The 13,572-nt window shown below is 70.7% G+C and carries 14 protein-coding genes; 7 read left to right on the top strand and 7 right to left on the bottom strand.

The window, feature by feature from the left end; all coding sequences use genetic code 11:
• Nucleotides 1-1,383 (top strand): neutral zinc metallopeptidase, encoded by a 1,383-nt coding sequence (locus CLV71_RS13505; RefSeq protein WP_243866417.1) that lies wholly within the window; start codon nucleotides 1-3, stop codon nucleotides 1,381-1,383.
• Between the two features lie 83 nt (nucleotides 1,384-1,466).
• A complete protein-coding gene (locus tag CLV71_RS13500; protein WP_133903037.1) occupies nucleotides 1,467-2,945 on the top strand; it encodes a neutral zinc metallopeptidase in 1,479 nt (492 codons plus the stop codon).
• A 64-nt stretch (nucleotides 2,946-3,009) separates the two neighbouring features.
• On the opposite strand, the gene CLV71_RS13495 is transcribed toward CLV71_RS13500, so the two are convergent.
• Both CLV71_RS13495 and CLV71_RS13490 read right to left on the bottom strand, forming a co-directional pair.
• The gene (locus CLV71_RS13495) at nucleotides 3,010-3,981 is read right to left on the bottom strand and encodes a tetratricopeptide repeat protein (protein WP_166664077.1); all 972 of its coding nucleotides are present in this window, start codon (nucleotides 3,979-3,981) and stop codon (nucleotides 3,010-3,012) included.
• 80 nt (nucleotides 3,982-4,061) lie between these two features.
• Entirely contained in the window at nucleotides 4,062-4,370 is a 309-nt protein-coding gene (locus CLV71_RS13490; RefSeq protein WP_133903036.1) for an MTH1187 family thiamine-binding protein, read from the bottom strand.
• 69 nt (nucleotides 4,371-4,439) lie between these two features.
• Between CLV71_RS13490 and CLV71_RS13485 the strand changes: the two genes are divergently transcribed.
• A complete protein-coding gene (locus CLV71_RS13485; RefSeq protein WP_133903035.1) occupies nucleotides 4,440-4,943 on the top strand; it encodes a MarR family winged helix-turn-helix transcriptional regulator in 504 nt (167 codons plus the stop codon).
• On the opposite strand, the gene CLV71_RS13480 is transcribed toward CLV71_RS13485, so the two are convergent.
• Complete coding sequence (locus CLV71_RS13480) at nucleotides 4,944-5,990, bottom strand: ABC transporter permease (protein WP_243866416.1); 1,047 nt, start codon at nucleotides 5,988-5,990, stop codon at nucleotides 4,944-4,946.
• Nucleotides 5,987-6,892, bottom strand: coding sequence for an ABC transporter ATP-binding protein (locus CLV71_RS13475; RefSeq protein WP_133903034.1), 906 nt, complete (start codon nucleotides 6,890-6,892; stop codon nucleotides 5,987-5,989). Before CLV71_RS13475 ends, CLV71_RS13480 begins: the two co-directional genes overlap by 4 nt.
• A gap of 109 nt (nucleotides 6,893-7,001) precedes the next feature.
• Here CLV71_RS13475 and CLV71_RS13470 point away from each other — a divergent pair, with 109 nt between their 5' ends.
• The 3 genes from CLV71_RS13470 to CLV71_RS13460 all read left to right on the top strand — a co-directional run bounded on the left by CLV71_RS13470 (nucleotide 7,002) and on the right by CLV71_RS13460 (nucleotide 10,141).
• Nucleotides 7,002-7,895 carry an SCO0930 family lipoprotein gene (locus CLV71_RS13470; RefSeq protein ID WP_133903033.1) on the top strand — a complete coding sequence of 298 codons (894 nt, stop codon included), beginning with the start codon at nucleotides 7,002-7,004 and terminating at the stop codon, nucleotides 7,893-7,895.
• Nucleotides 7,896-8,192: 297 nt separating this feature from the next.
• Entirely contained in the window at nucleotides 8,193-9,155 is a 963-nt protein-coding gene (locus CLV71_RS13465; RefSeq protein WP_133903032.1) for a LacI family DNA-binding transcriptional regulator, read from the top strand.
• A complete protein-coding gene (locus CLV71_RS13460) occupies nucleotides 9,152-10,141 on the top strand; it encodes a class I mannose-6-phosphate isomerase (RefSeq protein ID WP_133903031.1) in 990 nt (329 codons plus the stop codon). Before CLV71_RS13465 ends, CLV71_RS13460 begins: the two co-directional genes overlap by 4 nt.
• An 82-nt stretch (nucleotides 10,142-10,223) precedes the next feature.
• Here the strand turns inward: CLV71_RS13460 and meaB are convergent, their stop codons facing one another.
• Both meaB and CLV71_RS13450 read right to left on the bottom strand, forming a co-directional pair.
• The gene (gene meaB / locus CLV71_RS13455) at nucleotides 10,224-11,174 is read right to left on the bottom strand and encodes a methylmalonyl Co-A mutase-associated GTPase MeaB (RefSeq protein WP_133903030.1); all 951 of its coding nucleotides are present in this window, start codon (nucleotides 11,172-11,174) and stop codon (nucleotides 10,224-10,226) included.
• A gap of 21 nt (nucleotides 11,175-11,195) precedes the next feature.
• The gene (locus tag CLV71_RS13450; RefSeq protein ID WP_133903029.1) at nucleotides 11,196-12,374 is read right to left on the bottom strand and encodes an acetyl-CoA C-acetyltransferase; all 1,179 of its coding nucleotides are present in this window, start codon (nucleotides 12,372-12,374) and stop codon (nucleotides 11,196-11,198) included.
• A 127-nt stretch (nucleotides 12,375-12,501) separates the two neighbouring features.
• On the opposite strand from CLV71_RS13450, the gene mce reads away from it, so the two are divergent.
• Nucleotides 12,502-12,960 (top strand): methylmalonyl-CoA epimerase, encoded by a 459-nt coding sequence (mce, locus tag CLV71_RS13445; protein WP_133903028.1) that lies wholly within the window; start codon nucleotides 12,502-12,504, stop codon nucleotides 12,958-12,960.
• Here the strand turns inward: mce and CLV71_RS13440 are convergent.
• Complete coding sequence (locus CLV71_RS13440) at nucleotides 12,911-13,504, bottom strand: TetR/AcrR family transcriptional regulator (RefSeq protein ID WP_133903276.1); 594 nt, start codon at nucleotides 13,502-13,504, stop codon at nucleotides 12,911-12,913. The two genes, mce and CLV71_RS13440, sit on opposite strands and share 50 nt — an antisense overlap.
• Nucleotides 13,505-13,572: the final 68 nt, after the last annotated feature.

The following is a 13,572-nucleotide window of genomic DNA, read 5'->3' as shown; positions in this document are numbered from 1 at the left end:
GTGCGCACGCGACCCGTCCTCGTCATGCTCGTGCCGCTTCTGCTCGTGCTCGGGGCTTGCACGACCACCATCGCGGGCACGCCGACCAACGGCGACTCCGTGGTCAACACCGATCCGGGCAACGGCGTCGACCCGTCGTTCGTGCACAACACCGACGGTGGCGAGATCGACCAGCTGGCCGCGACGGTGGTCACCGACGTGCAGCAGTTCTGGACCGAGACGTTCCCGACGGCGTTCGACAAGCAGTGGTCAGACCTCGAGGGTGGCTACTACTCGGTCGACACCTCCAGCGCGACCGCGAAGGCGCCACCGTGCGCCCGCCGCGCCTCCGACGTCGAGGGCAACGCCTTCTACTGCCCCACCGAGGACGTCATCGCCTGGGACCGGGCCGCGCTGCTGCCCGTGCTGAAGGAGAAGTTCGGCGAGGCGGCGGTCATGTTCGTGCTGGCGCACGAGATGGGCCACGCCGTGCAGCGGCGGACCGGGTTGACGGTCGCCAAGCAGCAGGCCGACCCCGACGCGTACCCGACGATCCTCATCGAGGCGCAGGCCGACTGCTACGCGGGCTCGTTCGTGCACTGGGTCGTCAACGGGAAGGCCAAGCACCTCAGGATCACCAAGGACCGGCTCGACACGGCCATGGAGGCGCTCGTCATGTTCCGCGACCCGGTGGGCACGGAGCAGTCCGACGACGGCGCGCACGGCGACGCGTTCGACCGCGTGTCCGCCTTCCAGGACGGCTACGACCAGGGTGTCGGCCTGTGCAAGGACATGAGCGTGGACAACCGGACGTTCACCCAGCGCGGCTTCCTGTCCGCCGACGACGCGGAACGCGGCGGCAACCTGGAGTTCGACACCCTGCTGACGACCATCACCGACGACCTCGGCAAGTCCTACAACGACATGCTGGCCCCGTTCGGCAAGCCGTGGACGGCGCCGCCGGTGCGCACGTCCGACACCGAGCCGGAGTGCGGCGGCGCGGACCAGGGCCCGATCGCCTACTGCGAGGACACCGGCGAGATCGACGTGTCCACCGAGGGCGAGCTGCCGAAGCTGCACACCGACATCGGCGACTTCGCGACGGGGACGATCCTGGCCTCGCGGTTCAGCCTCGCCGCGCTCAAGACCCTCGGCAAGCCACTGGAGGGCGAGGACGCGCAACGTGCGTTACTGTGCGTCACCGGCGCTTACACGGGCACCCTGCTGACCCGGCAGAAGGGGTTCGCGCTGTCGCCCGGTGACCTCGACGAGTCCATCCAGGTGCTCCTGCGGTACGACTACGCGGGCCGCGACGCGGCCGGCAAGGCCGTCGCGACCGGCTTCGACCGGGTGTCGCTGTTCCGCAAGGGCACGCTTCAGGGCATCAATGCCTGCGGCCTGTAGCGACTCGCCGGTTCCGCGTACGTGCACCCGATCGGGTTAGTAGGGTTCGCTTGACCAGACGGTTCTCGGAACGGGGTTCAGCTGTGCGAGTGCAGTGGGTGCGGGTGGTCCTCACCCTTGCCGCGGTCGCGGCGATGGTGGTCCAGGTCGGTGGGTGCGCCGCGCAGGTGGTGCCCGGCAGGCCGTCCGCCGCCACGGCCATCGACCCCAACGACGCCGGGGGTCTCGACGTCAACAACGACGGTCCCACCGGCCCGCGCCAGGGGGTGCCGGACGCCGACCTGACGGTCGAGGGCACCACCGGCAGCGAGGAGGACCGCCTCGCGACCAACGCCGTGGCCGACCTCTACGACTACTGGGACGAGCAGCTGCCGGGCCTGTTCGACGAGAAGTTCACCCACATCCAGCGCCTGGTCTCCTACGACTCGAACGGCGCGGGCGTCACGATCTGCGGCGAGTCGACGGCGGGCTTCGTTAACGCCTTCTACTGCGGCGGCAACGGCGAGGACGCGATCGCGTGGGACCGGGGCGTGCTGCTGCCGTCGCTGACGGACATGTTCGGCCCGATGTCGGTGGTCGGCGTCCTGGCCCACGAGATGGGTCACGCCGTCCAGTTCCGGCTCGGCGAGAAGAGCAGCATGAGCCAGAGCACGCCGACGATCGTGCGTGAGCAGCAGGCCGACTGCTACATGGGCAACTTCATGCGCTGGGTGGTCGACGACAAGTCCAAGCACTTCCAGCTCAACACGGGCAAGGGCCTGAACGACATCCTCGCGACGCTGTTCTTCATCCGCGACCCCGCGGGCCTCGACCACCAGACCCAGGGCGCGCACGGTCTCGCGTTCGACCGGGTGTTCGCGTTCCAGGAGGGCTTCAGCCACGACCCGAAGCGTTGCGCGACCATGGACGTGGACGAGATCGACAGCCGCATCACCGAGCAGGAGCGCAGCAAGGCCGACGACAGGGTGAGCGGCAACGCCCCGATCGACGACAACACGCTCGGCCTGCTCCAGGACAGCCTCGACGACGCCTTCAAGGACAACGGCGCGGAGCAGCCGGAGATCACCCAGAACGACTCGAAGTGCGAGAAGGGCAAGTCGACCTCCCCCGCGACGTACTGCCCCGACGAGAACATCGTCGGGATCGACGTGAACAAGCTCAAGCAGATCGCCAAGCCCCCGGCCCAGGGCACGGAACCGGGCACGGCCGGTGCCGGCATCGGTGACTTCGCGGCGTTCGCCGAGATCGCGTCGCGCTACACCCTGGCGATCCAGAAGCAGATCGGCGCCGACCTCGACGACGAGAACGCGGGCCTGCGCACGGCGTGCCTGACGGGTGCCTGGACGGCGTTCACGGTGGACAAGGACCCCAACACCGAGGACAAGAAGCTGCACCTGGCGGTCGGCGACCTCGACGAGGCGGTGGCGGAGCTGCTCCAGGACGACAGCCTGATCGCGGCCGACATCAACGGCAACCCGGTCGAGTCCGGTTTCGCCAGGGTGGAGGCCTTCCGCCGCGGCTACAAGGACGGCTCGGCCCCCTGCTCGGAGGACTTCATCTGAGCACGGGCCCGAACGAGGAAGGCCGCGGTCAGGAGCCCTGACCGCGGCCTTCTCGCTTGCTCCGTCAGAACAGTGCGCTGGCCAGGTCCCTGCGTGCCTTCGCCACCAGCGGGTCCTCGGCGGGGAACAACCCGAACAGCTCGACGAGGTGCGTCCGTGCCCGGTCCCGGTCCGGTCCGGCGGTCCGGCGGATCAGGTCGAGCAACCGCTTGAACGCCTGCTCGATCCGCTGGTTGGCCAGCTCGACGTCGGCAGCGGAGAGCTGGGCGTCGACGTCCTCGGGCGAGGTGTCCGCGCGGACGACGACCGAGGGGTCGGCCGCCTCGGCGCGGGCGAGGAACCTCACCTGCGCCAGTGCCGCCTTCGCCTGCTCGTTGGCGGGCTCCTCGTCGAGGATCTTCTGGTAGGCGGCGGTCGCGGTCTCGAAGTCGCCGGACTCGAACGCCTCCTCCGCGGCCACGAAGCGCGGGTCCTCCGGCTCGGGGGTCGGCTCGGCGGCCTCCTCGCCTGCGCCGGCCTCGGCGGCACTGATGCCGGGCAGGCGGTCGCGCAGCGCGTCGAGCAGCGCGGTCAGCCACTGCTTGATCTGCGGCTCCGGCTGTGCGCCCGCGAACGCCTCCACCGGCTGCCCGCCGGCGATGGCGACGACCGTCGGGATCGACTGGACCCCGAAGAGCTGCGCGATGCGCGGGTTGGCGTCGACGTCGACCTTGGCGAGGATCCACGCGCCGTTCGCGGCCTTGGCCAGGCGTTCCAGCACCGGCGACAGCTGCTTGCACGGGCCGCACCACTCGGCCCACAGGTCGACGATGACCGGCACCTGGAGCGACCGGTCGACGACGTCGGCCTGGAACGTCTCCTCGGTGACGTCGATGACGAACGGGCTGTCGGAGGTCGGGGTGCCGTCCGACGACGCGGGGGCGGCGGGCGTTGGCTTGCTGGCGGCCTCGGCGCGGGCCTTGAGGCCCGACAGGTCAACCGCCCCGGACAGGGCGGCCGACAGTGCCGCGGTTTGGCGTGGGTCTGGCCTTGTCACATATCCATCCTGGCACGGCCCCGCCCCGGCGTGTCGGGCTGCTCCGCGTTAGTGCCCCACCCCACGGGCCCGGCGCGGCGTCAGCCTTCACCGCCCTCGGTCAGATGGGCCTCGATCCGCGCCACCTTCGCCGTCAGCTGACCCGTGTAGCCGGGCCGGATGTCGGCCTTCAGCACCAGCGACACCCTCGGCGCACTGGCCGCCACGACGTCGACGGCCTGCTTGACCACGGCCATCACCTCGTCCCACTCGCCCTCGACGTTGGTGAACATGGCGTTCGTCTCGCACGGCAACCCGCTCTCGCGGACCACCCGGACCGCCGCCGCCACCGCCGCGCTGACACTGTCCGACTCGCCGCCCGCCGGGGCCACGCTGAATGCGACCAACACGTGAACTCCTGTCCCAGGGAATATGTGCGAAAGGCACCCTGCCGGTACCGACTGGTAACTTCAAGCGCCATGAGCCAGCGTGCTTTGCCGTTCGACCCGATCTCCCGTGCCGCTGAGCTTTGGGAGGACCAGGTCGGCCCCTCGACCACGATGGCCGCGGTCACCAGCATCATGCGCGTCCAACAGGTGCTCCAGTCCGCTGTGGACGCCGCGCTGCGTCCGCACGGCCTGACGTTCGCCCGTTTCGAGGCACTCGTCCTGCTGACGTTCGCCAAACGCGGCAGCCTGCCCATGCGGGTCATGGGTGAACGCCTGCAACTGCACCCGACGAGCGTCACCAACATCGTCGACCGCCTCGAGGCCGACGGACTGGTCAAGCGGCTCCCCCACCCCACCGACCGGCGCACCACGCTCGCCGAGATCACCGTCGCCGGGCGGGAACGCCGTGAGGCCGCGACCAAGGCCGTCACCGAGATCGACTTCGGGTTGCGCGGCCTCACGGAGCGCCAGACCGAGCAGCTCACCGAACTACTGGCGAAGGTCCGCAAAGCAGTCGGCGACTTCGAGGACTAACTAGTCGTCTTCCCACTGGAAGACTTTTGCCGCGATCGCGCCGACGACGAGGACGAAGCCCGACAGCACGACGCAGGGCAGTACCAGCGCGCTCGCGCCCTGGCCCCGGACGAGGAAGTCCGTGATCCCGTCGTTCATGTGCCGCAGCGGGAAGATCTGCGACACCGTCCGCAGCCACTGCGGGGCCGCGTCGATCGGGAAGAACGTGCCGGACAGGAACGCCATGGGCAGCACCACGATGTTCGCCGCCGCCGTGGCCGCCTCCTCCGTCTTGCAGAACGCGCCGACCAGCATGCCGATCGAGAAGAACGCCAGGATGCCGAGCAGGAACACCGGGATCGACAGCCACCACGTGCCGGTCAGCTGGAGGCCGAAGATCGGCAGCAGTCCGACCCCGATGAACACCATCACCTGCACGATCGCGACGCCGACGGTCACCACGACCCGCGCCGTCAGCACTGTCGTGGCACCGACCGGTGCGAGCCGGATCCGCCGGAGCACCTGCTTCTTGCGCCAGCTCACGAGCGTCAGCGCGGCACCGAACACGGCCGTCACCGCGACGCCCCACGACATGATGCCCGGGGTGATGTACTGGATCGGCTTGAGCGAGGAGTCCTCGACGTTGCTCGCGTCGATCGTGTACTTCTCCGGCTCCCCCGTCGCCTGCTGGTTCATGTGGCTGACCACGCCCTGCACGATCCCGCCGACGATGCTCGCCTGCGTCTGGTCGCTCTGCGCGAACCGGTAGGTGACCTCGTCGCCGTCCTGCGCGACCATCGCGGGCAGGTCGCCGTCGCGCACCTTCTGGACGGCCTCGTCGACCGTCCTGAAGTGGGTCAGCTCCAGCGCGCCGGTCTGCTGGAGCCCGGCGATCACCGGGCCGTCGCCGACGACGGCGATCTCGGTCCGCGACGCGCCGGCGTCGCGGAACAGCAGCCCGAAGATGACCAGGAACATGAGCGGGAAGACGAACGTGAAGAACAGCGTCGCCTTGTCCCGGTAGAAGATCTTGACCATCGCCGTGGCGAGGCTCTTGAACGCGGTCACGCGCGGTACTCCCGTCCGGTCAGGTCGAGGAAGACGTCCTCCAGCGTTGCCGTGCGCACCTGCAGCCCGGCGAGCGCGCGGCGGTCGGCCAGCGCGGAGAGCAGGTCCGCCGCCTCGCGGGTGGAGATCGTCAGCGACACCTCGTCCTCGCTGACGTCGTCCGCGCCGGGTAACGCCTTCGCGTCGGCGGCGGTGAGCGAGCCGCGCTCGAGGATGACGCGGGTCGGCGCGTCGAGGCCGCGGACGAGCCGGGCCGGCGCGTCGAGCGCGAGGATCCTGCCGTTGTCCATGATCGCGACCCGGTCGCAGAGGATCTCGGCCTCGTCGAGGTAGTGGGTCGTGTAGAGGATCGTCTTGCCGCGCTCCTGGATGGCACGCAGGACGTCCCACAGGTTGCGGCGTGCCTGCGGGTCGAGCGCGGCGGTCGGCTCGTCGAGGAACACGATGTCCGGGTCGTGGACGAGCGCGCACGCGATCGACAGCCGCTGGCGCTGGCCGCCGGACAGCCTGTCCTCACGCGTGTTCGCCTTGTCCGCGAGCCCGACCAGCTCCAGCATCTCGTCGACGCGGCCTGCGCCGACGCCGTACAGGGCGGCGAAGGTGTGCAGCTGTTCGCGTGCGGTGAGCTTGTCGAAGAACGCGGTGGCCTGCAGCTGTACGCCGATGCGTGGCAGCAGCGCGGTGTCGCGTGGCCACGGCGAGGTGCCGAGCAGGTGCACGGTTCCCGCGTCCGGTTCGCGCAGTCCCTCGATGATTTCCAGCGTGGTGGTCTTACCGGCGCCGTTGGGTCCGAGGATGCCGAAGAACTCCCCTTCGGCGACGGTGAACGACACGCCGTCCACCGCCTTGAGGTCGCCGTACGACTTGCGCACGTCGTCGACGGCGATCGCGGTTTGGGTCACGGTGGGAAATCTAGCCGGGCGTGAACCGGAACGGGTGCGAATCCGTTTTCATGGCAGCCGGTCGGCACGACCAGCGCGCCGGCCACTTCGGACAGAAGGGATGCCGTCCATGTCGCGCAAGCGTCTGGTGGTCCCGGTGTTCGCCGGTCTGGCCCTGCTCACGGGGTGCGGCGCGGCGCCAGGTCCTCCGACGCTGATCGAGCCGGCGGCCGCGCCCGCGGGACAGGCACAGCAGGCGTCCGTGTCGCTGAACACGGCGGGCGTCGCCGGGCTCGGCACGGTGTTGACCGACCAGGATGGTCGGACCCTGTACCTGTTCACCAACGACAGCAAGAACCCGCCGACCTCGACGTGCGTCGACGCGTGCGCGACGAAGTGGCCGCCGCTCCTGGGGAGCGACGTCCTCAGCGCCGGTGTGGACCGCGATCTCCTGGGCACGGTGACCCGTCCCGACGGCACCACGCAGGTGACGGTCGGCGGCTGGCCGGTCTACACGTACTCCGGCGACACGACCAGGGGCGAGGCGACCGGGCAGGGCCTGCAGGACGCGTGGTACGCCGTGACCCCGCTGGGCACCAAGGCGGGTGCGCCCGCGAAACCGACAGCGGTGGTGTCGACGGACATCCCGGGCTTCGGCAACGCGCTGACCGACCAGGACGGTCGCACGCTGTACCTCTTCACGAAGGATGACAAGGCTCCGTCGCAGTCCCGCTGCGACGGTCAGTGTGCGGTCGACTGGCCGCCACTGCTGACGACCACCGAGGTGGCCGTCAGAGGTGTTGATCCGGCTCTGGTGGGCACTGTCCTCCGGCCGGACGGGTCGAAGCAGGTCACCGTCGGGGGCTGGCCGGTGTACTCGTTTGCCAAGGACGAGAAACCCGGACAGACCAACGGACACGGCTTCGGCGGAGTGTGGTTCGTGGTCGAGAAGGAAGGCTGCAAGTCGACGGCCCCAGTGCCGTCTTCCCCGGAGTCGCCGCCAAGCGCCGACACAGGCTACTGACCCGGGGAAGGGCCCGACCGGACGCTGCCCGGTGCTCCCGCCGCCCAGGGCGAGGCAGCGATCCCGGCCGGTGAAAGAACCTGGTGCGCGCGGGCTACCCGCAGCCGGCGCGCACCAGGCACCAGCCACCATCAGGCGGGCGGCGGCCGGTCCGACGCGATCCGGTCGCCGTTCGCCGAACCGCGTGTCCGCGATGACAACCTTGTCGGTTTGACAACCGGCCGCCGCCACGGGTGTCATGTCCTCACCATGACAACGTTGTCTACGCCCAGCGGCAGGATGCCCCGACGGGCGACCATGAACGACGTCGCGCGGTTGGCGGGCGTCAGCATCAAGACCGTCTCCCGGGTCGTCAACGCCGAGCCCGGGGTGCACGCCGACACCGCGGAGCGGGTGCTCGCCGCCATCGAGCGGCTCGGGTTCCGGCGCAACGTCGGTGCGCTCAACCTGCGGCGCGGATCATCTACCGGCACGATCGGGCTTGTGCTCGAGGACGTCGCCAACCCCTTCTTCTCGGGGCTCACCCGCGCCGCGGAGAAGGTCGCGCGGCGGTTCGGGCGACAGGTGCTCACCGGGTCGTCCGACGAGGACCCGGGGCGGGAGCGGGAGCTGGCGCTCGAGTTCTGCGCGCGGCGGGTCGACGGGTTGATCATCATCCCCGCCGGGCGCAGGCACGGGTACCTCACGCCGGAGATCGCCTCCGGGATGCCGGTCGTGTTCGCGGACCGGCCACCGGGGGACGTGGCCGCCGACACCGTGCTCGTCGACAACGGCGGCGGCGCCGCCACGGCCGTCGCGCACCTCGCGGCGCACGGGCACTCGCGGATCGCGTTCCTCGGCGACGCGCCGTCGATCTTCACCGCCTGCGAGCGCCTCACCGGGTTCCGGGAGGGGTGCGCCAGGGCGGGGATCCCCTTCGACGAACGGCTCGTCGCCATGGGCCCGCACACCGAGCGGTCGGTCGCCGCGCTGCTGGCACGGGCCACGGCCGTGGTCACCGGCAACAACCGGATCACCGTGCTCGTCCTGCGGGCACTGGCCGGGGGCACGTGGCGGCCCGCGCTCGTCGGCTTCGACGACTTCGAGCTGGCCGACCTGCTCGACCCGCCGGTCACCGTGGTCTCCCTCGACCCGGCCGAGCTCGGCAACGCCGCCGCCGAGCTGCTGTTCAGACGGCTCGACGGCGACCGCGAGCCGCCCCGCCGCATCGTGCTGCCCGCACGCCTCATCCCCCGCGGATCTGGAGAGACACCACCATGAACGACGGCCTCACCCCTGTTCGCCTGCCCGCCAACCAGCCGCCCCGCTTCTACCGGGGCGGCGCGGCCATCGCGGCGCTGCGTGGCGACGAACCGAAGGAGTTCGGGCCGGAGGACTGGGTCGCCTCGTGCACCACGCTCCACGGTGAACGTGCCGACGGGCTCACCACGCTGCCCGACGGCACGCTCCTGCGCGACGCCGTGGCCTCGGCGCCGGGCAACTGGCTCGGCGACGCGCACGTGCGGGCCTACGGCGCCGACACCGCGCTGCTCGTGAAGCTGCTCGACGCCGGACAGCGCCTCCCCGTGCACTGCCATCCCTCCGACGAGTTCGCCGCCGCGCACTACGGGTCCCGCTACGGCAAGACCGAGGCGTGGATCGTCGTCGGCGCCGAGGAGGGCTCGACGGTCCACATCGGGTTCGCCGAGGACCGGGACGCCGACACCGTCGCGGACTGGGTCGCCAGGCAGGACTCCGCCGCCATGCTCGAGGCGCTGAACCCGGTCCGGGTCAGCACCGGCGACACGGTGTTCGTGCCTGCCGGGGTGCCGCACGCGATCGGTGCGGGCATCTTCATCGTCGAGTTGCAGCAGCCGACCGACCTGTCGGTCACGCTGGAGTGGCAGGGCTTCCTCGACGACGAGGCAGGCGCCCACCTCGGCATCGGCTTCGAGAAGGCGCTCGGCTGCGTCGACCGGCACGGCTGGGCCCACCGGCTCGACGAGCTGGTCCACCGGGGGCCGGCCACCGGGGACCTGCTCGACCAGCCCGACTTCTTCCGGGCCGAGCGCCTGACCGGCGGCGCGGCACTGGACGCGTCGTTCGGCGTGCTGGTCGTCCTCGACGGCACGGGCGTGCTGCACACGGAGAAGGCGGGCGACATCCCGCTGGAGAAGGGTGACACCTTCGCGGTGCCGCATGCGGCCGGTGAGTCCACAGTGGATGGTGATGTCGCCGCGATCCGGTGCAGGCCACCGGTCAGCTGAGACCGCGCAACCCCTTCGGCCGGGCGGCAGTCGACCCGCGGTCCGGCCGGAGGCGGCACCGCCCCGACCGACGATCGGGACCTCAGACCCCGCCGGACAGCTCGTCGGCCGCCGTGTAGGGATCCGTCTCCCCCGTCACGACCCGTTTCGCGAGCCTCCCCAACGCCTCGCCACCACGCAAGCCGCCGAGCCTGGCACGCAGCGCCGTCACCGCGATGGCCTCGATCTCCCGCGCGGCCCGCCGGACCCGCCGCTCCGCCAGCTCCCCGTGCGCGACGAGCCACTCGTGGTGCCCGTCGAGCGCGGTGAGCAGGTCGGCACCGCCCTCACCGGTCGTCGCGACCGTCCGCACGATCGGCTGCCGCCACGACGGCCCGGACTCCCGCCGCCCGAGCGACATCGCGTGCTTCAGGTCCCTGACCGTCTGGTCCGCGCCGTCGCGGTCCGCCTTGTTCACCACGAACACGTCGGCGACCTCCAGGATCCCGGCCTTCGCCGCCTGGATCCCGTCGCCCATCCCCGGCGCCAGCAACACGACCGTGGTGTCCGCGAGCGCCACGATGTCCACTTCGGACTGTCCGACCCCGACGGTCTCCACGAGGACCACGTCGAATCCCGCCGCGTCGAGCACCCGCACCGCCTGCGGGGTCGCCGTGGCGAGCCCGCCGAGCGCACCCCTGGTGGCCATGGAACGGATGAACACGCCGGCGTCCACCGTGTGGCTGTGCATCCGGATGCGGTCACCGAGCAGTGCCCCGCCCGAGAACGGCGACGACGGGTCGATCGCCAGCACCCCGACACGCAGGCCCCGCGACCGGAACGCCGACACGAGCATCGACGTGGACGTCGACTTCCCCACCCCCGGCGGCCCGGTGAGCCCCAGCACCCGCGCCCTGCCGGTCAGCGGCGACAACGCGGCCGCCACCGCACGCAGGTCGGGGCTGTCGTCCTCGACGAGTGAGATCAGGCGGGCAATGGCCCGCGCCTTCCCGGCACGGGCCTGCCCGACCAGCTCCTCGATGTCCGTGTTGATCGTTCGCTCCGCACGCTCTGCTCAGACACGGAGCAGCAGGGCGTCGCCCTGTCCGCCGCCACCGCAGAGCGCGGCGACCCCGAGACCGCCGCCACGACGACGCAGCTCGTAGGCCAGGTGCACCGCCAGCCGCGCCCCCGATGCCCCGATCGGGTGACCGAGGGCGATCGCGCCGCCGTTGACGTTGACGATGTCCTCGCTGAGGCCGAGCTGCTTGGTCGACACCACGCCGACCGCGGCGAACGCCTCGTTGATCTCCACGAGGGACAGGTCGGACACCGAGTACCCGCCCTTGGCGAGCGCTGCCCTGATCGCGTTCGACGGCTGCTCGTGCAGGCTCGCGTCCGGCCCGGCCACGACCCCGTGCGCGCCGATCTCCGCCAGCCACTCCAGCCCGAGCTGCTCGGCCTTGGCCTTGCTCATCACGACCACCGCCGCCGCCCCGTCGGAGATCTGCGACGACGAGCCCGCCGTGATCGTCCCGTCGGACGCGAACGCGGGCCGCAGCCTGCCGAGCGTCTCGACCGTCGTGTCGCCACGCACGCCCTCGTCCGTGTCGAACACGACCGGGTCGCCCTTGCGCTGCGGGATCGACACCGGCGTGATCTCGTCGGCGAACAGACCCTTCTCGATGGCCTCGGCCGCACGCTGGTGCGAACGCGCCGAGAACGCGTCCTGCTCCTCGCGGGTCACGCCGTAGCGGGCGTTGTGCTTCTCGGTCGACGCACCCATCGCGACCTGGTCGAACGCGCAGAACAGGCCGTCGTGTGCCATGTGGTCGAGCATGGTGACGTCGCCGTACTTGAAGCCCGCCCGCGACTTCGGCAGCAGGTGGGGCGCCTGGGTCATCGACTCCTGGCCGCCTGCCACCACGATCTCGAACTCGCCCGCGCGGATGAGCTGGTCGGCCAGCGCGATCGCGTCCAGACCGGACAGGCAGACCTTGTTGATGGTCAGCGCGGGCACGTCCATGGGGATGCCTGCCGCGACGGCGGCCTGCCGGGCGGGGATCTGGCCCGCGCCCGCGGTGAGCACCTGTCCCATGATCGTGTACTCGACCTGTTCCGGCGCGACCCCGGCCCGCTCGAGCGCCGCCCTGATGGCGATGCCGCCGAGCTGCGCCCCGGAGAAGTCCCGCAGGGAGCCGAGCAACCGGCCGATGGGGGTGCGTGCCCCGGCGACGATGACGGATCCAGACACAGCGTGCCTCCAAGAAAATCGGGTCAGCACTTCACGTTACCCGTTGGTAGGGCGAGTGACCCTCCAGTGTGTGAGCACTTGCACATCCCCAGGTCACGGGATCGGTCAGGCGCCGTATGGTTGTCGGATGGACGCACTGAAGCCGTTCGTCACCGCCATCGACCACGTGGGCATCGCGGTACCCGACCTCGACGCGGCGATCGCCTTCTACCGGGACACGCTCGGCCTCGAGCTGACCCACTCCGAGGTCAACGAGGGCCAGGGCACGCACGAGGCGATGATGCGCGCACCGGGCGACGACGGCACGGGCGCGCAGGTGCAGCTGCTCGCGCCACTCGGCCCGGACACGACCATCGGCAAGTTCATCGACCGCAAGGGCCCGGGTCTCCAGCAGCTCGCCTACCGCGTGACCGACATCGAGGCGGCCATGGAGTCGTTGCGCGCCAAGGGTCTGCGTGTCCTCTACGACGAGCCGAGGCCCGGCACGTCCAACAGCCGGGTGAACTTCGTCCACCCCAAGGACGCCGGGGGCGTCCTCATCGAGCTGGTGGAACCGGCGAAGGATTCGCCAGCGCACCAGCGATGAACTCGACCTCGCGGTCCATGGTGTCGTCGGTCTCGGCGTAGCGGGCCACCGAGTGGCGGTAGCTGACCGCCAGCGCCAACAGGTCCGCCGCCGTGTTCACGTCGGCCGAGGGCAGTGTGCCGGTGCTCGCCGCCTCGATGACCGTGCGGACCTGGTCGACGACCGTGGTGAAGCGGGCCTGCAGCGCCTCCTTCACCGACGGGTGCGTGTCCGCCTCGCGCCACAGCAGGTGCGACAACAGGGTCGAGGCGCGGTTGCGTTTGTCCAACTCGGCGACCAACCTGCGCAGTGACGCGGCGACGTCGCCGGGCACGACCACCCGGGACTGCTCGATGTGCTCGTCGGGCAGACGCTCCACCAACGCCTCCAGCAGGTCCTGCTTGCGCTGGAAGTAGTAGTGCACCAGACCCTTCGGCACCTTCGCGAGCGCCGCGATCCGCGACGTCGGCGTCGCGTCGAAGCCGGACTCGGCGAACAGCTCCTCGGCGGCGACCAGGATGCGCTCCCGCGCGGACGGGTCGTCCTTCTTGCCGGTTCTGCGCATCACGGTCTGCCCCTTTCCGTGCGACAAGGCGCGCGGCCCACAAACGTAACCCGGAAAGGCCACGCGTG

The sequence above is a fragment of the Actinophytocola oryzae genome (assembly GCF_004364325.1).
GTDB classification, from domain to species: domain Bacteria; phylum Actinomycetota; class Actinomycetes; order Mycobacteriales; family Pseudonocardiaceae; genus Actinophytocola; species Actinophytocola oryzae.
Note: the sequence above shows the minus strand (reverse complement) of the source record. Positions and strands in the feature narration are given on the sequence as shown.

Coding starts and splice junctions, on each gene's coding strand:
- CLV71_RS13485 (WP_133903035.1), top strand. CDS start 4,440: ATGAGCCAGCGTGCTTTGCCGTTCGACCCGATCTCCCGTGCCGCTGAG.
- CLV71_RS13470 (WP_133903033.1), top strand. CDS start 7,002: ATGTCGCGCAAGCGTCTGGTGGTCCCGGTGTTCGCCGGTCTGGCCCTG.
- CLV71_RS13465 (WP_133903032.1), top strand. CDS start 8,193: ATGAACGACGTCGCGCGGTTGGCGGGCGTCAGCATCAAGACCGTCTCC.
- CLV71_RS13460 (WP_133903031.1), top strand. CDS start 9,152: ATGAACGACGGCCTCACCCCTGTTCGCCTGCCCGCCAACCAGCCGCCC.
- mce (WP_133903028.1), top strand. CDS start 12,502: ATGGACGCACTGAAGCCGTTCGTCACCGCCATCGACCACGTGGGCATC.
- CLV71_RS13440 (WP_133903276.1), bottom strand. CDS start 13,504: ATGCGCAGAACCGGCAAGAAGGACGACCCGTCCGCGCGGGAGCGCATC.